The organism is Sodalis sp. RH22, from assembly GCF_047324165.1.
Lineage (GTDB): Bacteria > Pseudomonadota > Gammaproteobacteria > Enterobacterales > Enterobacteriaceae > Acerihabitans.
Genome location: NZ_CP178731.1, coordinates 1,761,839 through 1,782,288 on the forward strand (window position 1 = coordinate 1,761,839; position 20,450 = coordinate 1,782,288).

18 protein-coding genes are annotated in these 20,450 nt (G+C 62.6%); 3 read left to right on the forward strand and 15 right to left on the reverse strand.

Going from position 1 to position 20,450, the window contains the following annotated elements:
* Positions 1 to 52: 52 nt before the first annotated feature.
* Genes ACL2XN_RS08010 through ACL2XN_RS08020 form a run of 3 tightly spaced genes read right to left on the reverse strand, consistent with a single transcriptional unit; the run spans position 53 to position 5,670 of the window.
* The gene (locus ACL2XN_RS08010) at positions 53 to 934 is read right to left on the reverse strand and encodes an aldose 1-epimerase (protein ID WP_410015571.1); all 882 of its coding nucleotides are present in this window, start codon (positions 932 to 934) and stop codon (positions 53 to 55) included.
* Positions 912 to 2,342, reverse strand: a complete 1,431-nt coding sequence (locus tag ACL2XN_RS08015) for a sugar porter family MFS transporter (protein WP_413730616.1) — start codon at positions 2,340 to 2,342, stop codon at positions 912 to 914. The genes ACL2XN_RS08010 and ACL2XN_RS08015 overlap by 23 nt, the downstream gene beginning before the upstream one ends.
* Before the next feature lie 10 nt (positions 2,343 to 2,352).
* Positions 2,353 to 5,670: a DUF5107 domain-containing protein gene (locus tag ACL2XN_RS08020; protein ID WP_413730618.1), complete on the reverse strand. Its 3,318-nt coding sequence runs from the start codon at positions 5,668 to 5,670 to the stop codon at positions 2,353 to 2,355.
* A 112-nt stretch (positions 5,671 to 5,782) separates the two neighbouring features.
* Between ACL2XN_RS08020 and ACL2XN_RS08025 the strand changes: the two genes are divergently transcribed.
* The gene (locus ACL2XN_RS08025) at positions 5,783 to 7,015 is read left to right on the forward strand and encodes an ROK family transcriptional regulator (RefSeq protein ID WP_413728598.1); all 1,233 of its coding nucleotides are present in this window, start codon (positions 5,783 to 5,785) and stop codon (positions 7,013 to 7,015) included.
* A 38-nt stretch (positions 7,016 to 7,053) separates the two neighbouring features.
* On the opposite strand, the gene ACL2XN_RS08030 is transcribed toward ACL2XN_RS08025, so the two are convergent.
* Entirely contained in the window at positions 7,054 to 9,273 is a 2,220-nt protein-coding gene (locus tag ACL2XN_RS08030) for a heavy metal translocating P-type ATPase (protein ID WP_413730619.1), read from the reverse strand.
* An 85-nt stretch (positions 9,274 to 9,358) separates the two neighbouring features.
* Here ACL2XN_RS08030 and cadR point away from each other — a divergent pair, with 85 nt between their 5' ends.
* Positions 9,359 to 9,790: a Cd(II)/Pb(II)-responsive transcriptional regulator gene (gene cadR / locus ACL2XN_RS08035; RefSeq protein WP_413730620.1), complete on the forward strand. Its 432-nt coding sequence runs from the start codon at positions 9,359 to 9,361 to the stop codon at positions 9,788 to 9,790.
* A 179-nt stretch (positions 9,791 to 9,969) separates the two neighbouring features.
* Here cadR and ACL2XN_RS08040 read toward each other — a convergent pair whose 3' ends face one another.
* The 7 genes from ACL2XN_RS08040 to ACL2XN_RS08070 all read right to left on the reverse strand — a co-directional run bounded on the left by ACL2XN_RS08040 (position 9,970) and on the right by ACL2XN_RS08070 (position 16,372).
* Positions 9,970 to 11,211 (reverse strand): pyridoxal phosphate-dependent aminotransferase, encoded by a 1,242-nt coding sequence (locus tag ACL2XN_RS08040; protein ID WP_413730621.1) that lies wholly within the window; start codon positions 11,209 to 11,211, stop codon positions 9,970 to 9,972.
* 114 nt (positions 11,212 to 11,325) lie between these two features.
* Positions 11,326 to 12,300 carry an arginase family protein gene (locus tag ACL2XN_RS08045; protein ID WP_413730622.1) on the reverse strand — a complete coding sequence of 325 codons (975 nt, stop codon included), beginning with the start codon at positions 12,298 to 12,300 and terminating at the stop codon, positions 11,326 to 11,328.
* A 4-nt stretch (positions 12,301 to 12,304) separates the two neighbouring features.
* Entirely contained in the window at positions 12,305 to 13,105 is an 801-nt protein-coding gene (locus ACL2XN_RS08050) for an amino acid ABC transporter ATP-binding protein (RefSeq protein WP_410015579.1), read from the reverse strand.
* Positions 13,102 to 13,824 carry an amino acid ABC transporter permease gene (locus ACL2XN_RS08055; protein ID WP_410015580.1) on the reverse strand — a complete coding sequence of 241 codons (723 nt, stop codon included), beginning with the start codon at positions 13,822 to 13,824 and terminating at the stop codon, positions 13,102 to 13,104. Before ACL2XN_RS08055 ends, ACL2XN_RS08050 begins: the two co-directional genes overlap by 4 nt.
* Before the next feature lie 3 nt (positions 13,825 to 13,827).
* The gene (locus tag ACL2XN_RS08060; RefSeq protein ID WP_410015581.1) at positions 13,828 to 14,487 is read right to left on the reverse strand and encodes an amino acid ABC transporter permease; all 660 of its coding nucleotides are present in this window, start codon (positions 14,485 to 14,487) and stop codon (positions 13,828 to 13,830) included.
* Positions 14,488 to 14,518: 31 nt separating this feature from the next.
* Complete coding sequence (locus tag ACL2XN_RS08065) at positions 14,519 to 15,373, reverse strand: transporter substrate-binding domain-containing protein (RefSeq protein WP_413730623.1); 855 nt, start codon at positions 15,371 to 15,373, stop codon at positions 14,519 to 14,521.
* Between the two features lie 33 nt (positions 15,374 to 15,406).
* Positions 15,407 to 16,372 carry an agmatinase gene (locus ACL2XN_RS08070; RefSeq protein WP_410015583.1) on the reverse strand — a complete coding sequence of 322 codons (966 nt, stop codon included), beginning with the start codon at positions 16,370 to 16,372 and terminating at the stop codon, positions 15,407 to 15,409.
* Between the two features lie 371 nt (positions 16,373 to 16,743).
* Between ACL2XN_RS08070 and ACL2XN_RS08075 the strand changes: the two genes are divergently transcribed.
* Positions 16,744 to 17,706: a LysR family transcriptional regulator gene (locus ACL2XN_RS08075; RefSeq protein ID WP_413722523.1), complete on the forward strand. Its 963-nt coding sequence runs from the start codon at positions 16,744 to 16,746 to the stop codon at positions 17,704 to 17,706.
* A 60-nt stretch (positions 17,707 to 17,766) separates the two neighbouring features.
* Here the strand turns inward: ACL2XN_RS08075 and ACL2XN_RS08080 are convergent, their stop codons facing one another.
* The 4 genes from ACL2XN_RS08080 to ACL2XN_RS08095 are packed head-to-tail and all read right to left on the reverse strand — an operon-like array spanning position 17,767 to position 20,450.
* Positions 17,767 to 18,459, reverse strand: a complete 693-nt coding sequence (locus ACL2XN_RS08080) for a DUF1989 domain-containing protein (RefSeq protein WP_413722522.1) — start codon at positions 18,457 to 18,459, stop codon at positions 17,767 to 17,769.
* 14 nt (positions 18,460 to 18,473) lie between these two features.
* Positions 18,474 to 19,139, reverse strand: coding sequence for an amino acid ABC transporter permease (locus tag ACL2XN_RS08085; protein ID WP_410015586.1), 666 nt, complete (start codon positions 19,137 to 19,139; stop codon positions 18,474 to 18,476).
* Positions 19,139 to 19,789 (reverse strand): amino acid ABC transporter permease, encoded by a 651-nt coding sequence (locus tag ACL2XN_RS08090; RefSeq protein ID WP_410015587.1) that lies wholly within the window; start codon positions 19,787 to 19,789, stop codon positions 19,139 to 19,141. Before ACL2XN_RS08090 ends, ACL2XN_RS08085 begins: the two co-directional genes overlap by 1 nt.
* Before the next feature lie 7 nt (positions 19,790 to 19,796).
* Positions 19,797 to 20,450: an urea carboxylase-associated family protein gene (locus ACL2XN_RS08095; RefSeq protein ID WP_413730624.1), complete on the reverse strand. Its 654-nt coding sequence runs from the start codon at positions 20,448 to 20,450 to the stop codon at positions 19,797 to 19,799.

Sequence of the window (20,450 nt, forward strand, 5' to 3'; positions counted from 1 at the left end):
CCTTTAGCAAGATAGTGTATCGCCGCTGCCCGGATTGCCTTCGTGACGCCGGTTAGCCCGGGGAGGACCGCCGCCGCGCCGTCGTCCCGGCCCAGCCGATGCGCATGGCAAGCCGCAGGGTCCCGCCCGGCGCCAGCACCGCCAGTCCCGGCATGCCGGGCTGGTTATGGGCGTTCACCGGATGGGTTTGAGGTTCCAGGCAGATAAAATCGCTGTTTTGCGGCTGATAGACCATCAGGATATCCGTCGCGCTGTCCAGGGTAACGGTGGCGCCGCTGCCGGCATCATGCAATACCGCCCTGCCGGTCCAGCCGGAAAAGGCATTATTCATCCAGCCCGCCCCCGGCAAGCGGGGCGTGGCGAAATCCCAGCCGCTGGGCACCTCTTCCCGCCAGTCCGCCGGCAGGTGATGGGCGCGCTCCGGCCAGTAGCCCCGCGCCTGAAACCACAGCGTCATGGCCGGGGTTTTGCAAAAAAACGGATGAAACCCCAGCCCGAAAGGAAACGGCTGGGCATCGGTATTGGTGATGCTCAGGGTGGCCAGCAGGGCATGGTCCCGCAGTTGATAGCTCAGCTGCGCACGGTAACGGCAGATGTCCGTCAGCGTGCGGGAGAGGGAAAACGCCACCGCGTCGGGCGCAGAGTCCGCCACCGTCCAGGCCGACAGCCAGCCGTCGCCATGTAAAAAAAACCGTTCGTCCCAGGGCGAGCGGGGAAAGGTGATCGTCCGCCCCCGCCAGTTGAACGCATTGCCCTCCACCCGGTTCGCCAGCGGCAGCATCGGGAATAAGGCGCACTCCCCCGGCGGCGCCAGGGGATCCCGTGCCGGGCGCAGGATCGCGATCCCGCTGCGGGTGGCCAGGCTTAATACCGCGCCGCCCTGCGCCCGGCACCGCAAGACGAGCGCCTCGTTACTTAGCGTGATGCTGTTCATAATCCAGCTCCGCCTGGTCGCCGAAGCGTTGTTCCAGCGCCTCCAGCGTGACGCCTTTGGTTTCCAGCACCTTGCGCCAGATAAAGGCAAAACCCGCCAGGCAGATAACGCCGTAGAGCAGGAAACTGCCCGACGCGCCCAGCGCGGCGTTTAACAGCGGGAAGGTGTAGGTCAACAGGAAACAGGCCACCCACAGGGAAAAGGTGCCGACCGCCATCGCCATGCCCCGTACCCGGTTGGGGAAGATTTCCGACAGCAGCACCCAGGTGACCGGCGCCAGGGTCAACGCGTAAATGGCGATGGCCACCAATACCAGCAACAGTACCGGCAGGCCCAGGATGCCCATGGCGTAGGCGGCGGCGATTAAACCGTAGATAATGGTCAGCCCCAGCGACCCCAGCAGCATCAGCTTGCGGCGGCCCAGCTTATCCACCAGCGGCAGGGCGATAAGGGTGAAAATCAGGTTGATAAGGCCGGTGGCGACAATGGATTTGAGCGTATCGTTGATATCGAATCCGGCGGAGGCGAAAATTTCCTGCGCATAATTGAAGATCACATTAATGCCGCACCATTGCTGGAATACCGCCAACACGATGCCGATGATCATCACCGGCCTTACCCGGCGGGAGAACAACTGCGGCAACCGTACCCGGCGGGTATCGTCCCCGGCCATGGACTGGCGGATCTCCGCCAGCATGGTGCGGGCGTATTGGGCGTTGCCGATTTTGGCCAGCACTTTTTCCGCCTGGTCGAAACGGCCCACTTTCACCAGCCAGCGCGGCGACTCCGGCACCATAAACAGCAGCAGCAAAAACGCCACCGCCGGCACCGCGCCGGAGCCGAACATCCAGCGCCAGCCCATCTGGCCGTTCCAGGACTGGGCGATGTCGGCCATGCCGGCATGCGCCGCCACCGGCTCGGCGATCATCAGATTCACCAATTGGGCGGCCAGCACCCCGATAACGATGGTCAACTGATTCACCGCGACAAAAATACCGCGTTTTTCCGCCGGGCTGACTTCGGCGATATACATCGGCGATAATGCCGACGCCAGGCCGATGCCGAGCCCGCCGATAATGCGAAACGCCACGAATAAAGAGAAATTATGCGCCATCGCCGCGCCCCAGGCCGACAGGGTAAACATCACCGCCGCCAGCAGCAGGGGCAGCTTGCGGCCAAAGCGCTCGGACAAGGTGCCGGAGGCGATGGCGCCCGCCACGCAGCCCGCCAGGGCGGAACTCATCGCCCAGCCGGACTGGGCCGGATTGGTAATACCAAAATAGGCTTCATAGAACGGCTTGGCGCCGCCTATCACCACCCAATCATAACCGAACAGCAGACCGCCGCAGGCGGCCACCAGGCAGATAGCCCAGACGTAGGGTAAATTCAACGGACTTGTGCTTTTCATGAGACCACCCCTATTGGTTTTGTTGTGAGCAGTCCTGCAATTCGCCGGTCAGCGTAGGGGCCAACACCGCGAATAACTGCGCCTTATCATGGTTGGGATTACAGGCGAGCAAGGCGTCGAGCTGCTGTTGCCAGCGCAGGGTATCGCCGAGCCCAAGGGCTGCCAGGGCGCCGACAAACAGGCAGTGCTGACGGTGGTTTTGTGCCGGGTCATTGTCCAGCACCACTAAATCGGGCAGGGATACCGCAAAGAAGTCCGTCGCCGCCGGCCGGTCGAGGGCGGCGTCGGACCAGTGCCGCAGGGCGGTAAAGAGGTCGTGCGCCTCCCGGACGCGGCCCAGGCGCGCCAGCGCCGCGCCCTGGTAGAACACATAATCCACCGGCTGATCGTTGTAATAACGGCTTTCATTGACCTCGCCGTTGCCCCGTGCCGCCCGTTGAAAATGCGCCCGCGCCTGTACGTCGTCCCCCAGGCGCTGCGCGCAAATGCCCAGCCAGAAGTAAATATCGTTGTCGGTTTGCCCCACCAGCCGCCCTTCCCCCAGGTTCGGCGGATAGCGCAGCGCCGCCTGCAGGCTTAACGACGCGGTATGCGGCTTACCCGCCGCAAGCGCGCCATGGGCCTGGCGAAGCTGCGCGATCAGGTATTGGGCGGTCACTTTACCCTCGCCGCCTTCCCAGGGGTGGAAGACATGGGACAACAGCACCGACAGCGCTTTTTCCACTTGCCCGAGCTGATTATATAAACTCAGCAGCTCGGCAATCAGGTCGTCGCGCCTGAGGACCACAGGCATATGCGCCGTCAGTTTGGCCAGGCGTTCCGCCGGTTTGACCCCGCATAACCTGCGCAGGCAATCCCCTTCAAACAGCAGGCGCGCGTCGGTGGGGGCCAGGGTGAACGCCTGTTCCAGATGGCGGGCGGCCAGCCGGCGATCCTGTTGCTTATTGAAATAGAAAACCCCCAGGTCGCGCCAGACGCCGGCAAAAGCGGGCTGCAGCGCAAGACTGCGCCGCCAGCAGTCCACCGCCCGCGGGTAGTTGCGTTTGCTGTAATGGAAGCACCCCAGCAGATACTGGGCGAAATAGCACTCAGGCAGTTGTTCCAGCATCGCCACTTCCGCCAGTTGGTTGGGGAACCGCACCAAGCGGCCGAAGTTATCCCGCGCCTGCTGCAGTAACGCCAGGTATTGCTCTGGCGAAAGCGTCCCTTTTGCCAGGACGGCGCGTAAATACAGCGGCAGGGTTTCCCGGCTGTCGAGCAGCGTCAGGATGGCGAGGGCCTCGTCACGCAGGCCGAACGACAGCAGGGTAGTGGCGATGCCCAGGGCGTTAACGCCCCGATCGCCGGTGACCCGGCGCAGCTCGGCAAGCGATGCTTCCTGGTTATCAAACAGATAACGCAGGGCAAACAGCACATAATGCAGGGGATAGACCTGCAGTTGCCGTTCAATATACGCCAGGCTTTCAGCCGGCTGGCCGGTGCGTTGCAGCAGGACGGCCCTCAGCGCCAGCAGCGGATAATTGGCGCCGTTGCTCAGCAGGCTCTGGTCGGCAAAGGCTAACGCGTCCCGCCACTGCCGGCGGCGGGCGGCGATGCGCGCCAAACCGAAAAAGCCCCCTTCCTTGCCGTTGCCGCTCCAGGTCGCGCGATAAAAATCTTCATAGGCGCGATCCCATTGCCGCAGGCGTTCCCAGGCGCAGGCGCGTATCAGGCTGGCGCCGCCGTCCTGCGGATTTTTATTCAGGCGATGGCTACGGGCTAAAGCGGCATCGGCATAGGCGATCGCCTGCTCATAGCCGGCACGGTTATACTCTTTTATCGCCAGCGCCAGGTTGCAACGGTAGTCGCCGGCGTCCAGGGCCAGCCCTCGCCGGTAATACTCGTCCGCGCCCTGTCCGGCATGGTTATATTGTTCCAGGTGCTGGCCGATAAACCAGGCTTCGTCGGCGCTGTCGATATCGGCGGGCGGGCGCGGAGGCTGGGCCGGGGCCGGCAAAGGCGCGTCCGTGGGCTGGTGCTCAAGGTAGCTGAGGACCACGTTATTCTGCGTATCCCTGAGTTCGATGGACAACCGGCCGGAAAAATCGCCCGCTAATTCTTCCTGTAACGCCTGGGTGGGGGTCAGGTCCACCGTGATATCCAGTAGCGGCGCCGGCAGGCGCTGGTCGCGGATAACCAAACGATACCCATGCAGTATCGCCACCGCGTAGAGCCCCCATATCAATCCCGCCGCGGTTCTTTCCAGTTTCAGGGCGGCGGTGGTATTGGCGTTTTGCAGCGTGCCCAGGGTATTGTAAGGGAGGAAATTCTGCACAAAGCGCTTTTCTTCCCCGGCATCCAGCCAGCTGAAATCCGGCTGGTTATCGGTAAATACCCCGGTCATCAATTCAATATAAGGGCCATTGGCGTCGGTCAGGTTAGCGTCCCAGGCGCGGCCGAACTCGCCGTTGCCCCAGGTCCACTGTTTTTTCCCGGGCGACACATGATGATCGGCAATATGCAGTAAGCCGCCCTGCTCATCATGGCTGTAAGCGCCGACAAAATCGTAGTCCGACTTATAGGCCATATACGAGGTGGGCACCGGGATATTCTTGTAACGGGAAATATCCACCCCGGCGGAATAATCAACTTTATAGTAGGTGCCGGTGGCGATGGGAAACGTGGATACATCGCGTTTGCCGTGATCAAATACCGCGGTGACATCGGGCGGAAAGATGCTTTGGTGATCGTCGCCGCCTTTTACCGCCGGATTCGCCCACCATAAAAAATGACGGGGCGTATCGTTGCCGTTGAAGATCCTGGCCGAAATTTCGATTAACGCCCGATCCGGATACAGGGTAAACCCGGTCATGACCTGCAGGCCGCGCATAGGCTCCAGCTCGCCCAGCCAGACCGTGCAGGCGCCGTCCTCGTGCTGTTGCAGCCGGTAATCCACCGGCATATAGGTGGTCGGCCGGTGATGCTGCGGCCAGTTGAATTCGATGCCGCCGGATATCCACGGCCCGAGCAGGCCCACCAGGGCGGGCTTAATCACCTCGTTGTGATAGACAAAATCGCGCTGTTTGATCTTGTCGTAGGCGCGCTGGATACGCCCGCCCAGTTCCGGCAACAGCATGACCCGCAGATAATCGTTTTCCAGCCACAGCGCCTGATATTCCCGCGGCGCTTTTTCCCCGGTCAGGGTATCCGTTACGCCGTAGGGATAGACCGCGCCGGACGATCCCTGGTACACCCGATGTTCCAGAAACATCGGATGCGTATCCTGCCCACCGGTCAGGTAAGTGGGAATCGACACGCTTTCCCGCCACATCTTCACTGTACCTGTCATAGCCGCCTCAATTAAAGTTTTGATTAAACAAATCAGAGGAGGCAGTATAAAGGACAGTTTGTGGTCAATATTCGTCAAGCGGTCACGCAATACAGTTAAGTGAGTTGAGTGAATGAACCTCTGCGGCATGAACAGCCATATGATGCGCGGTCATAATAAAGCAGTAATAATCAGCCACTTATACCGCGAAAAAATCGCCAGCAAGTCTACGCTGGCACGATTAAGTCAATTGAGCATCCAGGCGGTGAGCAATATTCTGGATGAATTGCTTGCGGAGGGTTATTTGTGCCGTTCAGCACGCAATTTGCACAAGCGCGGCAACAACAGCGGCAGCTTCCAAATCGCCACCCGGGGCAATATCCTGTGCCTGAATATCTCGCCTTTTTTGATTGAAAGCGTCCTGGTGGATGGTCTGGTCCAGCCGCTGCAGCCCCTGCGGCAGCAGCCGGCGCGGATTGCCACGCCCGGGCAATTGGCGCAGGAAATCGAGCGGCAGTACCATGGATATCGCCAGCATGATCCACAGACGCCGCTGCGCATTGCGCTGTCCATCCACGGCCAGGTCAATCCGCGCACCGGCGTGTCGGAAAGAATGCCCCAGGCGTTGTGGCACGAGCCCGTTGAACTGCGTTATCTGCTGGAAGAGAAACTGGCTACCCGGTTGTTGATGGACAATGATTGCGTGATGCTGGCGCTGGCGGAGAAATGGCAGAACCGGGCTAACGCCGGTGATTTTTGCGTTATCAACGTCGATTACGGCATCGGCTCATCCTTCGTTATCGATCGTGACATCTATCGCGGTACGCTGTTCGGCAGCGGCCAGATCGGCCATACCATTATCGATCCCGACGGGGCGGCCTGCTCGTGCGGGCGCTACGGTTGCCTGGAGACCATCGCCTCGCTCTCTTCCCTGAAGAAAAAGGTCAGGATGCAGTTAAAAATGACCCCGGACAACGACCTGGAAAACCAGCAGATCACCACCGCCTGGCTGCTGAGTGAATTCCACGCCGGCAACCCGTCGGTGCGCCTGCTGGTGCAGAACGCGGCGCGGGCGATCGGGCTGAGCCTGTATAATTTCCTCAATATCCTGAATATCAACCGTATTTATCTCTACGGCCGCAGTTGTCAATTCGGCGCCGACTGGCTGGCGATCATCCATGAGCAAACCCGCTATAATCCCTTCGATCACGCCGAGACCGCCATAGACAACGCGACACAGATTCTGGTGGGCGGATTGAGCCGGCAACAGCAGGTGATGGGCATCGGTTTTCTCTATGCCGAGGACATCCTGAAAAACGGACTGTTCGATCGCGCCGCGCCGGAGGTCCAGGCGCGGCAGGAGTGACCGCGCTGCGCCCGAACGGCGGAAAACGGCCGCCGGCGCTACTGGCGCGTCAGGCGCAGTCCGTTCGCCACCACCAGCAGGCTGGCCCCCATATCGGCGAAAACCGCCATCCACATGGTGGCCATGCCCAGCATGGCCAGGATCAGGAAGGCGGCCTTGATGCCCATGGCCAGCGTAATATTCTGCACCAGCACCCGGCGCGTGGTGCGCGACAGGCGCACGAAGCGCACGATTTTATTCAAATCGTCATCCATCAGCGCCACATCGGCGGTTTCAATGGCGGTATCCGTGCCCGCCGCCCCCATGGCAAAACCGATATCGGCCCTGGCCAGGGCGGGGGCATCGTTGATGCCGTCGCCCACCATGCCGACCTTGCCCTGGCGCGCGTACTCCTCCACCGCGCGCAGCTTGTCCTCCGGCAGTTGATCGCCCAGGGCCTCGTCGATGCCGACCTGGCTGGCGATGGCGCGGGCGGTATGGGCGTTATCGCCGGTCAGCATCACGGTTTTGATGCCCAGGGCCTGCAGCGCCTTGATGGCGGCGCGGCTGCTTTCCTTTACGGTATCCGCCACCGCGAACAACACCAGTACCCGTTCGCCGTCGCTGAGCATGATAACGGTCTTGCCCTGCGCCTCAAGCGCGCCAAGCCGCGCCTCCAGCTCGGGCGTACACACCCCCAGTTCATGAATCAACCGATGGTTGCCAAGCTGGTACTGTACGCCATCCACCGTACCGCGCACGCCGCGTCCCGGCAGCGCGCCGAAATCGGCGACGTCCGGCGGCGGCGCGTCATTGCCCCGGTCCGCCGTCGCCACGGCGCGGGAGACCGGGTGATCGGAGCGGGAGGCGATGGCGACGGCGACAAGCACCGGGTCCCGCCCCTCCCCTTGCGCCAGCGGCACAGTATCGGTCAGCGCCGGTTTGCCATGGGTAATGGTGCCCGTCTTGTCCAGCGCCAGCCAGGCGAGCTTGTGGCCTTCCTCAAGATAGACGCCGCCCTTGATCAGAATACCGTGGCGGGCGGCCGCGCCCAGGCCGCTGACGATGGTCACCGGCGTTGAGATCACCAGGGCGCACGGGCAGGCGATAACCAGCATCACCAGCGCCCGGTAGGCCCATTCGTACCACCCGCCGCCGAACAACAGCGGCGCCCCCAGGGCGATGGCCAGGGCGAGGACAAACACCGCCGGCGTATAGATCCGCGCGAACCGGTCGATAAAGCGCGCGGTGGGCGCGCGCGCGCCCTGCGCTTCCTCGACCGCATGGATAATGCGCGCCAGGGTGGATTGGGTGGCGGCGGCCGTCACCCGGAACTCAAACGCGCCCGATCCGTTAATCGTGCCGGCGAACACCGTATCGCCGGCGGTTTTTTCCACCGGCAGGCTCTCACCGGTAATGGGCGCCTGATCCACGCTTGAGGCGCCGTCCGTGATCACGCCGTCGAGAGCGATGCGCTCGCCGGGTTTTACCCGCACGATCCGGCCCGGCGCAATATCCCCGGCGGCCACGTCGGCCCAGCCGCCGTCCGGCAGCCGCACCGTCGCCAGTTCAGGGCTGAGCTGCACCAGTCCGCGGATGGCGTTGCGCGCCCGGTCCAGGGATTTGGCCTCGATAAGCTCGGCCAGGGTAAACAGCACCATCACCATGGCCGCTTCCGGCCATTGGCCAATCAACATCGCCCCCGTGACGGCGATACTCATCAGCGTATTGATATTCAGATTGCCGTGGCGCAGCGCAATCCAGCCTTTCCGGTAAGTTTCCAGGCCGCAGACGGCAATGGCCGCCAGCGCCAATACCGCCCCCGCCCATTGGGGCCATCCCGCCCAGTGGCACGCTTCCGCGCCCAGCGCCGCCGCGCCCGCCAGCGCCAGCGGCCACCAGGGTTTAGCCGCCGGCGTCTCCGGCGGCCGAGCGTCCACCACCGGGCTGCTGTCCATGCCCAGCGCGCGGATCGCCGCCTCGACGGCGGGCAGGGCGCCTTCGCTATGAGCGACGGTCAACACCTGCCGCATCAGGTTGAACTCCATGCCCTGCACGCCGGGCATACCGCCCAGCGCCTTGCGGATCATGCCCTCTTCCGTCGGGCAATCCATCTGGGCGATATACAGGCGGCTGATCAGGCTGCCGGCGGTGGCGGAGTGCGCCGCATCCGTCCGGCAGCAGGGCTGAGGCGGGTTATCCTGGCCTAATGGCCCTGAAACGCGGGCGCGACAGCAGTCGCGGGGGGTGGTGATGGGGGTCATGCGCTGAAAAGCCATGTTGTGCTCCTGTTAGCATCCGTTATGGCGTATTGCACACCCTGAAGCTACTATAGAGTCAAGCCATATAATAAAGGAGCCCGTGATGAAAATCGGTGAAGTCGCGTTAACGGCGCATTGCACGGTGGAAACCGTGCGTTTTTATGAAAAACAGGGTTTGCTGCCCGCGCCCCTGCGCACCGCGGCCAATTACCGCAGCTATACGCCGCTGCACGTGGAACGCCTGCGGTTTATCCGCCACTGCCGCGTGCTGGATATGACCCACGGGGAAATTCGCCAGTTGCTGGAGCTGGTTGAAAAGCCCGATGCCGGATGCGGCGCGGTCAACCATCTGCTGGAGGAGCATATCGCCCACGTGGAGGCGCGCATCGCAGAGCTTACCCAGCTTAAGGGGCAGCTTACCGACCTGCGCCGGCGCTGCCGGCGGGAACAGCGGGTGGATGGCTGCGGCATCGTACAGGGCATTGCGGCAATGGACACCGGGCCGGCGCCGGAGCGGCATACGCATTTGGGCTGAATGTCCGATCTCGGCGGATGAACGGGGTAACCCGCCGCCCAGCGCTAATTATCTTAGACGCCTGACGCCGTCGGCAGGACGAGGACATTGCCGGGGCCGGCATCGGCCGCTTTACCCCTCGCGGTTGGCGACATGACGGTCAAACCCTGGCTCCGCCGGGAGGCAGGATGCCGCGCCACTCAGCGTGGTTGTTTTGCCAAGCCCGTGGCCAGGAACGCGCGCAGCCTTGCCACCCCCTGTGCGAGCCTGTCCTGCGAACTGGCGAAACACCAGCGGATACAGCCCTCGCCCGCCGGGCCGAACGCACTCCCCGGCGCCAACCCCAGCCCGGCGTCGGCCACCAGCGCCTTGCACAGCGCCAGGCTGTCCCGCAGCCCCGCCACACGGAAAAAAAGATACATGGCGCCCTGGGGCAAGGGCGTTTCTATCTGCGCAAAGGCGCTCAGTTCGCGGTAGAGAAAATCCCGCGAGGCCTGGAATCGGGACAGGGTGTCGCGCAGCGCCGCCTCCCCCTGGCTGACCGCCGCCAAGCCCGCCTTTTGCACGAATGCCGGCGCGCAGCTGCTGTTATATTCGATTAATTTACCCATATCCTCTATCAGCGTATCGGGCACCACCATCCATCCCAACCGCCAGCCGGTCATCATCCAACTTTTGGAAAAGCTGTTAATCACGATCAGTCGATCCCGCGCATCGGCAATATCAAGAAACGACGGCGCACAGCGGTTTGCGGGCATGTCAAACACTATGCGGCCGTAGACCTCGTCGGAGACAATCCAGATACCATGCCGGCGGCAATGCGCCAGCACCATCGCCTGCTGCGCCGCCGACATTACCCAGCCGCTGGGATTATTCGGCGAGTTAATCACCAGCGCCCGCGTGCCCGGCGTCAGGGCGGCAAGCAGCGTCTCCATATCCAGGTGCCAGCGGGAGACGTTTTGCGGTTCACGCAGCAGCCGCAGCGGCACTTCCGCCACCCGCGCGCCGAGAATTTTCGGAATTTCAACCAGGTTCGGCCACACCGGCGTCACCACCACCACCCGGTCGCCGGGACGGTAAAGCGCCTGCGCCGTCAGCATCAGCGCCGACACGCCGGAATTGGTCACGGCAATGCGGTTTTCGTCCACCGGCCGGTGCCAGGACGACAGATAACGCGCCAGCGCCTCGCGCAGCGCCGGCTCGCCCAGGTTGGGGGTATAAAACGTCTCCCCCGCCGCCAGCGACGCCTGCGCGGCGGCGCAGATAAACTCCGGCGTGCTGCGATCCGGTTCGCCAAACCAGAACGGCAGGATATCCTCGCGGCCAATAGCGGCGTTGGCCACCTCGCGGATGGCGGAAAAACGCAGATCGCGCACGCCGGACCGCATCAGCGGCGCATCATCGGGGTCGGGCGGCAGCGCGCCATCGTCTGACAGTGACATGTCTTCGCCTTGTAAAAGATGAACGGCCGTGACCGTCGTCACGGGATTGCCCCAGATTAACAACGTTCGGCTGAAAAAGGGAGGCCGGCGCGCTGATATCCCGCCGGCAATATATTATTCCGCCGCGCCTTCCCGCGCGCGCCGTGACTCGCGCCAGCGCGGCTGGTCGCAGATATTGCCAAGGAACTCGATTACCACGTGCGCGCCCAGGTAAGACGTCACGCCGGAGCCGACATCCAGCAGCGGGTTGACCTCGACAAAATCAAAACCCACCACCTGATAGCGTTCGGCTATCGTCTTCAGGCTGTCGCGCAATTCGGCGTAGGTCATGCCGTCCGGCTCCGCCGAGACGCAGCCCGGCACCAGCGACATATCCAGCACATCCACGTCGATGCTGACATACACCCTGGCGTTTTCCGGCAGCAGCGCGCCGATACCCTGCGGCCCGATGCGCCGGAACTCGCCCATCGGAATCACCCGGTTTCCCCCCTCAATCACCTGCTCAACGATTTCCGCGCTGTGGCGCAGGCTGCGGATGCCAATCTGCGTCAGGCTGCTGGCCTTGGCCCGCTCCACCACATGGCGGAAAGCGTGGCCGTTGGTGTATTGCATATCCTGCTCCAGCGTGCCGTAATCCGTATGGGCATCAAAATGCAGTACGTGGATATCGCCGTCAAACGCACGGAACACCGGGTAGGTAATCGAATGGTCACCGCCCAGGATCACCGGCAGCGCGCCGCCGTCCAGGATGTGCTTAACCGCGTCGGTGATAAGCTCAAAGGTTTTTTCAACATTGGTGGGATGGATATCCACATCGCCGGCGTCCACGATCAGCCCGCCGCGGACCTCCTCGCCGAGGAATTCCCGCTTTGCCTCCGGGGAATAATAACCGCGATGCTCGCTGCAAAAACGCAGCGAGTGCTCGCGTAGGGAGCGCGGCGCCATACGGGTGCCGGGCATAAAGGGCGAGCCCTCATCGAAGGGAATGCCCAATATGGCGATGGCCGCGTCCAGTTGGGTGATATCAGGCGCAATCCTGGCGCGTAAAAACGAAGGAATGCCGACAAACGGCCGGTTGACTCGGGACATGATGTTACTCCTGGGTAGAGGGATTATCGCGCCCCGACGCATAGGTCAGGGTCAGAAACTGCCGCAGGCGGGGATCGCGCGGGGAACCGACCAGCTGTGACACCGGCCCTTCCTCGACAATGCCGCCCTCGCACATAAACGCGAGACGTCCGGCAACGTTCACCGCAAAACGGATATCGTGGGTGACAATCAGCATGGCCATGCCGCCCTGCGCCAGCGAGCGCAGCAGCGTCTGCACCTCGCCCACCAGCTCCGGGTCAAGCGCCGAGGTGGGCTCGTCGAACAGCATCACCGCCGGGTCCATCACCAGCGCCCGGGCAATCGCGGCGCGCTGCTTCTGCCCGCCGGAGAGCTGCCAGGGATAGCGGTCGGCTACCTGGGACAGCGCAAACTGCGCCATTTGCCGTTCCGCGCGCGCGTGGGCTTGTTCACCGCCGCGGCCCAATACCACCCGTTGCGGCGTGACGATGTTTTCGCGTACGGTGAGGTGCGGCCACAAATTGAACTGCTGGAATACCATCCCCAGCCGGGGGCGCAACATATCGATCTGGCGCCGGGACTGGTGGCGGATGATTTCCCCTTCCCGCCGCCGGCCGAAAGGGGCGCCGTTGATCTCGATAAAACCTTCATCCGGCGTTTCCAGCCAGGTCACGCAGCGCAGCAGCGTGCTTTTGCCACAGCCGCTGGGGCCAATCAGCGCCACAATTTCACCCGGGGCAATATCCAGATACACCTGATTAACGGCGCAGACCTGGCGAAAGCGTTTGCTGACAGCGGTGACGCGCAGAGCGGGCGGATTATTCATGGCATGTTCCGCCAGTCAAGGGAGAGGTAACGCCGGGCAATGGCGCTGCGCTGGATAGCATGGCGGCTGGGTTGCCCGCCGCCCAGCTCCACGCGGCGTGCAATCTCGGCGACAAGCGCGGCGATAAGCCAGTACAGGGCGGTAATGGCGATAAACACCTCGAACGGCGCGAAGGTGGCGCCCTGCACCACCAGGCCTTGATAGGTGAGTTCCGGCACGGTGATGGAACTGAGCACCGCCGACTCCTTCATCATGGTCAGCGTCATATTGGTGGTGGGCGGCACCACCGCGCGCAGGACCTGCGGCGCGATAATATGGCGCATGGCCTGCGCAGGCGACATGCCTATCGCCCGGGCGGACTCAAACTGGCCGCGCGGCAGCGCCTGGATGCCGGCGCGCAGGATCTCGCCGTAGTAAGCGCTGGCATAGAGCGCCAGCGCCAGGGTACCCACCACCTCGGCCGGCAGACGCAGGCCGGTATAGGGCAACCCGTAATACACCACGAACAGAAAAATAATAAACGGCGCGCTGCGCAGGCAGGCGATATAGAGACCGATCGGCGCGGCCACCACCCGCAGCGGCACCAGGCCGAGTAGCGCCACCGCCATGCCCAGCAGGTAGCCGATGGCAAAGGCTATCAGCGTGATTTTCAGTGTCAGGCCGGCGCCCTGCAATAATAGCGGCCAGTAGGGATAAAGCACGGTGAAATCAATATGCATACGTTATACCCGGGCGTCCGCTGCCCTGGCCTCCAGGTAGCTGCCGATGGCGCTGAACGCCAGATTGATCGCCAGAAAAATCAGCGCCGCGCCAAGCAGCGTTTCAAACGGCCGGTAATTACCGCCGGCAATTTGCTGCGCGGTGCGCAGCACGTCCACCACGGTAATGACCGATAGCAAGGCGGTGCCTTTGACGATAATCGTGGCTTCGTTGACAATGACCGGAATCATCCGCCGGAACAGCTGCGGTAAGACCACGCATTGCCATATGGCGCGTGGGGGCAGGCCGAGCGCCGCGGCGGCTTCGATATGCCCCGGATCGAGGGTGGCAAGGCCGCCGCGCATGGCTTCGGCCAGGAATACGGTACTGTTGAGGGTAATGGCGATTATGCCCGCCGCCTCGGGGCTGAGGTCCAACCCCAGGGCCGGCAATACGTAATAACAAATAAAAATCTGGATCAGCAGCGGCGTGCCGCGCACAAAGCTTATCAGCACCGCGGACGCCCTCCCCAGCCAGACGATTTTTTTCGCCCGCAACAGAGTAAACCCGGTTGAGAAAGCCAGCACCAGCAAAAAAATAATCACGGCCAGGCTAAGGTTGACCCATGCCGCCTCCAGTAAAGGCGGGAAACTGGAAAATAACGTTTGCCAACTGAATTTCATCGCCGGGTCTCCGCGTTCGGTTTAACGAAAATTATTGCGCGCCGGGGGGAAGATAGCCGCTATCCGGGATGTCCATGGTAAAACCGAACCATTTTTGCTGAAGTGTCGCCAGGCGCCCGTCATCACGCATGCTGCGGATAACGCCGGAGATAGCATCGCGCAAATCCTTATCTTCCGGGCGGGTGACCCAGGCCAGGTAGTCATAGCCGCCCTGGTTGGGAATCGCCGTCATCAGGTCAAAGGTATCCGGCCGCTGTTTTACCAATACCGCCAGGCTCGGCAACGATTGCACCACCGCGTCCACCTCGCCGTTGGCCAGCGCCATATACGCTCCCTGGAAATCGGTAAACAGCTTGAGCTGCTTATACCCCGCGCCGCCGTCGGCCTTCAGTTTGGCGTCCAGGGCGCGCGCCACGGGTTCGGTGGACGACGCCAGCTGGGTTGCCACCACCTTGCCGTTAAGATCGGCCAGCTTGGCCAATGCGTCACCCTTGCGCTTGAGCAGATACGGCGCGCCGTTGGCAATGGGCAGGGTGTAGGCATAACGCTTGGCGCGCTCTTCGTTAATTCCCACCGTGGTGGCGACGAAATCAAACTTACCGGCCAGCAGCCCCGGCAAAATGCCCTGCCAGGGCAGATCCAGCTGTTTTACCTTCACCCCCAGCGTCTTGGCCACTTCCACCAGGATATCCGACCCATAGCCGACGATTTTGCCATCCTGCACAAACTCGAAGGGGGGAAACGCCGCCTCGGTGCCGACGGTAACGGTGCCGGTGCGTTTGATTTTTTCCAGCGCGGTTTCAGCCGAGGCCTGGCCGGCAAGCAGCCCAAGGCCGGCGCACAGCAGTACCAGCCGGACAATAAACAGGTGACGGGTTTTACGCATGATTAACTCCCATTGAGGACCGGTAAGGTGGCGTCAAGACTGCGCCGTGACAAAATAATCCGCCCGCACCGCCGCGCCGATCACATTCACCATCAGGCGCGCGGCGGTAATACAGCTGATATGATTCACATCTTTGGCGGGGGTAATTTCGACGATATCCATGCCCACCACTCTGCCCTTGCGTACCAGGGCATGGATCAGGCGGCGCACCTGATGAAAGGTGAGGCCGCCCGGCGCCGGGGTTTCCACCGCGGGCATCACCGTAGGATCCAGGCCGTCCGCATCAATGGTGATATAGAATTGACCGCCGTCGGGGATGCGGTCGATAACGGCGTCGATGCCCGCGTCGTGGACCTCGAAGGCGGGAATGATATGCGCGCCATAGGCCAGCGCCGCGTCCACTTCCTCGGTGCGGGCGCTGCCCTGGGCGCGAATGCCGATCTGGAAGATTTCGCCGATATGGGCCATTTCTGACGCGCGGCGGATGGGGCTGGAAAGACCGTTGCGTACGCCGTTCACCTCATTGCGCCAGTCGATATGCGCATCGATCTGAATCAGGGTAATCGGCCCCCGGCCCTCGAACGCCGCCAGGATGGGAATGGGGATGCCGTGGTCGCCGCCCAGAGTAATGGGCATGGCGCCGGCCGCGAGGATTTTACGGATCGCCTGCTCGGCGCGCGGGGTATGGCTGCTGAGATCGGCGGGATCCGCCAGCACATTGCCCACGTCCACCAGCTTGATCGGCCGGTTATCCAGGATCGGGCCGCCGACGTCGAAATCATACTGATCCTTGCCCTTGCTGACGGTGTCGCTTACGGCGCGCACTGCGTCGGGGGCATGGATCTGATCGTTGCTGATGGCATGAGGGGCGTAGGCATTGCCGTAGGGCAGGCCGATAATGGCGATATGCGCGTCCAGGTGGTCGAGATCGGTGGACACCGGCGATCGCAGGAAGCCCTGGGGGCCGTGGGAGGGCGGAACGGTAAGGGGTTGCGACATGTGCTGCTCCTGAAGGATGGGTAACGCTTGGGAGTATAGATCGGTTGCCGGCCGCGCTTGGTAACCGCCGGTGAACCTATGCGTGTATGGCGTACACCCTTTTCGCCGGCAACATGCATCCGGCCCGCTCCCGAGCCCCAGGATGGGGCATGCCTGCTCAGATAAAGAGCAGCCGTGGCCGGCGGTGACGCATCACCGCCGTCTCCCGGCATGGCATTTATCTTGCATGTTGTCTTTTGCATGTTGTATTTTGCGCGTCGTTTTTTGCGCACGTTTTTGTTGCAGGGTCCGTTGTTAGACCCACTCTGACCGCTCTCAGGGCGCACGTTAAGCGCGCCTTCCGATGTAGCCCCGACGTTAGGCAGCGAAACATGAATCAATCCGCCAAAAATCTTAAACCCGTGCCGCCTCTGACGGAGGCCGATCTTAAACTGCTGCGCATCTTCCGCATGGTCGCCGAGGCCGGAGGTCTGACCGCGGCCGAGGAGGCGCTGAACATCGAGCGGTCCACCATCAGTCGCCATCTCCAGAACCTGGAGGCCAGGCTGGGTGAAAAACTCTGCTTTCGCGGGCCGGCCGGTTTTCAACTGACGCTATTCGGTGAAAGTGTCTTAAGGGCATCCAGCCTGGCGGACGATACGCTGAAAAAAATACGTGACGATCTGAACGACGCGCGTAATATCCTGGCGGGCGATTTGACTATCGGCATCGCCGATAACTGCCTGTCCAATTCCGGCTCCAAGGTGTCCGAGGCGCTGGCGGCATTCCGCTCCATCGCGCCGGACGTCACCGTGCATCTGTCTATCCATCAGCATGATTCGCTGCTCACGCACATGCTTGACCGGCAATTGCATATTGGCATCAGCGGCATGCCGGAGACCAACCGGCAGTTGCAAAGCGTGCCATTGTTCAACGAGGCGTTCCGCCTCTACGTGGCCATCCCCTTCGGCCAGCCGTCGCCCGGGATGGCGGATTTGATTGACCAGAATTATGTCCTGGTCACCCGCGATCGCGATCCCTACAGTTCCCGGTTAAGCCAGCGGCTTAATATGAAACGCAAGGCCGTTGCCTCTGGACTGGAGGCGGTCGCCACCCTGATTGCCGCCGGCGGTTATGTGGGACTGTTGCCGACCCATTACGTGCAGACGCTGTCCCAGTTCTATTGTTTTGTTGAAGTCGCGGATGCGCAAACGTTCGCCTATGAAGTGACGTTTTCGCTGCTGTCGCTGCGGGGGCATCCCCTGCCCCCCAGCGGCCAGCGTTTTATGCGTTTATTGCTCAATTTAATGCACCAGGATACCCGCGGCGGGTTCCCGCTGAAGGCGGCCAGCTAACGCCCGCCTATCGTGCCGTGCCGCCAGCGACGCGGCCGGGGCCAAGCCACGCCACGCGTATTACCGGTTGCTCGGCGCCGCCGTCTCCGGTATCCATGGCCCTTTCACCTCCCCGCCGGGAAAATCGCCGGTGAGAATACGCAACAGCATGTCGCGCGGCGTGTTATCGCCCTGCCCCTGGATGCTGACGATGTCCTGTGGACAGGCGGAAAACGCCACGTAGCAGTCCATTTCGGCGCGCAGGATAATGTAATCCCCCGGACGCGTCACCGTCGGCAGCGTGCTGAGCGTGATGCCGTCCGGCTGCACGCGAATATTCATAAACACATTAAACGAGGCGAGATTGCCGTGCGGCAGGGCAACGCCCAGTTCCGCCAGTCCTTGATGCAGGTTATCGTGGCAGTTGCGATGCGGCTCCGTGCAGCCCAGCAGCTCATAGCGGCGCGCGTCGCAGGCCGCCATAAAGGTGTCGTGCACGCCCGGGGAGGTATCCGCCACCAGGGTCAGGATCGGATGGCGCTGATTGGTGATAAAACTGTCGCCCACCACCGGATTCAGGCGCTGGTTCCAGACCCGCGTCGCCTCCATGCACATGTACTCGCCCACGTCGCGGGCGTTATAAGCCCAGCAGTCCGCCACCTGGGTGCCGTGCAGGTTAATCAACTGCACCGCTTCACCCGCGGCCAGGCGGATCGCCTTGCCGTGGCGGGCGGGGATCAGCCGCTCATCGCGGCAGGTAAATTGTGCTTCCATTGGTCTTCTCCAGGTTAATTCGCCGTACGGCGGCTATAGCGCGTCATGCGCCGCTCCACCCGCCGGGCCAGAATGTCGATAACATTGTTAAGCAGCCAATAACACAGCGCCACCGCCAGATAGATTTCCAGCGGGGCGTAGGTGGCCGAGATGGCCTGCTTGGCGGCGTACATAAATTCCCGCACCGAGACAATCGACAGCAGCGCCGAGTCCTTGATCAGGCCAATCAGCAGGCCCGTCAGCGGCGACAGCATCTGCGGCAGGGTTTGCGGCAGCACCACGTCCACCAGGGCGCGGGTCCGGCTTAAACCCAGCACCCGCGTGGCTTCCCACTGCCCGCGCGGCAGGGCCGCCATCGCGGCCAGGATCACCTGCGCGACATAGGGAGCGTAATAGAGCGTCAGCGCCAGCACGCCCACGGTGGGCGACGAGAACGTGATGCCATATTCAGGCAGCACAAAATACAGCAGATAAATCACCACCAGCAGCGGCAGGCCGAGGGTCAGCGCGCGATAGGCGCGCAGCAGCGGCTGCCAGAAAGGCGGCGCGCGCAGCAGACACCACGCCAGCAGCGCGCCGGCAAGTCCCGCGCACCATGCGGCGATAAGACTCAGCAACAGCGTGATTTGCATCCCCGCCCACAGCGCGGGAGCCGACGAGGCAATGGCATGCCAGTCCATTATACCGGTCTCCCTTTGCCTTCGAGATAACGCGCCGCGCGCAGCAGCGGCAGGGCAATCAGCAGATAGCCGAGCGCCACCAGCAGCAGCACTTGGGCCGGCTCGTAGCTGCGGGCGATGACGATCTGCCCGGCGTAGGTCAGCTCGGTCAGCGCCACCACCGACGCCAGCGGCGTGGTTTTCAGCAAAAGGGTAAATTCGTTGACCAGCATGGGCAGGCTGGCGCGCATCACCTGCGGATTGACCACATACCACCAGGTGAGCCAGCGTCCAAGCCCGAGCGTGCGCGCCGCCTCCAGCTGTCCTGGCGTGACCAGGCGCCGGTTGACCCGCAGGATTTCCGCCACATAGGCGCCGCTGTTCATGCCGATGGCGATCGTCGCCGCCAGCAGCGGTTGCCCGCCCAGCCCGAGCCTGGGCAAGGTAAAAAACACCACGAACAGCTGGACGATGGCGGGCGTGCCGCGCATCAGGCTGACATACAGCCGGCCGGCAAAACGCGGTACCCCGCCCCGCCGCAACTGCAAGTAGCAGCCCAACTGGCCCAGCGCCAGGCTCAGCAGCGCCGCCAGCATCGTCAGTTGCAGGGTGACCCACAGGCCCCGCGCCAGCTCCGGCAATCCGGCGCTGACCTCAGCATCCAGCCCCATGGCTACCTCACTGAGCCGGAAAATCGGTCAACGCTTCCGCCGCCGATAGCCGCAGCGGCGCCGGACAGTCATTACCCTCGATCCCTGTGCAGCAGGCGCTGACGATAAACAGCGTATCCATCACCACCCGGCAGGTGATGCTGTCGCCGGCCCGTGTCTCATTAGGCCGCGGCGCGATAGCGCCATTGCGTTCCAGGTCCACATGCATAAATAAATTGACGGGGTCGGGCAGTTTCGGCACTGGCATCTTCAGGCGCGCCAGTTCGGCGGCCACCGCGTCCATACAGCCCTGCTGCCCGGCGTAACCGCGTCCGGCCAGCCACGCCGTGGTGGAGCCCGGCAGCAGCAGATCGTGGCGGCGCACGCTATCCTTGCCGAGCACCATAACCGGCCGGCGGCGGTTATTGACCAAACGCATGCCCGAGCCGAGCAGATAGCTGTTGCTAAAGACGCGCGTGTGATGCACCGACAGCCAGATCCCCGGATCGTCGACGCTGAAACCAAATAGCGAGGCTACCGCGCCGTCGCCCAGCGCGGTGATGCGCAGCAACTGTCCGCGCACTACGCGGATAGCACCCGCCGCGCCCGGCGTCACCATGACCGGCTCCGCCAGCGAACGCGTGGTTTTTTGGGCGGCAACATCCTCTTTCATCAGTAACAT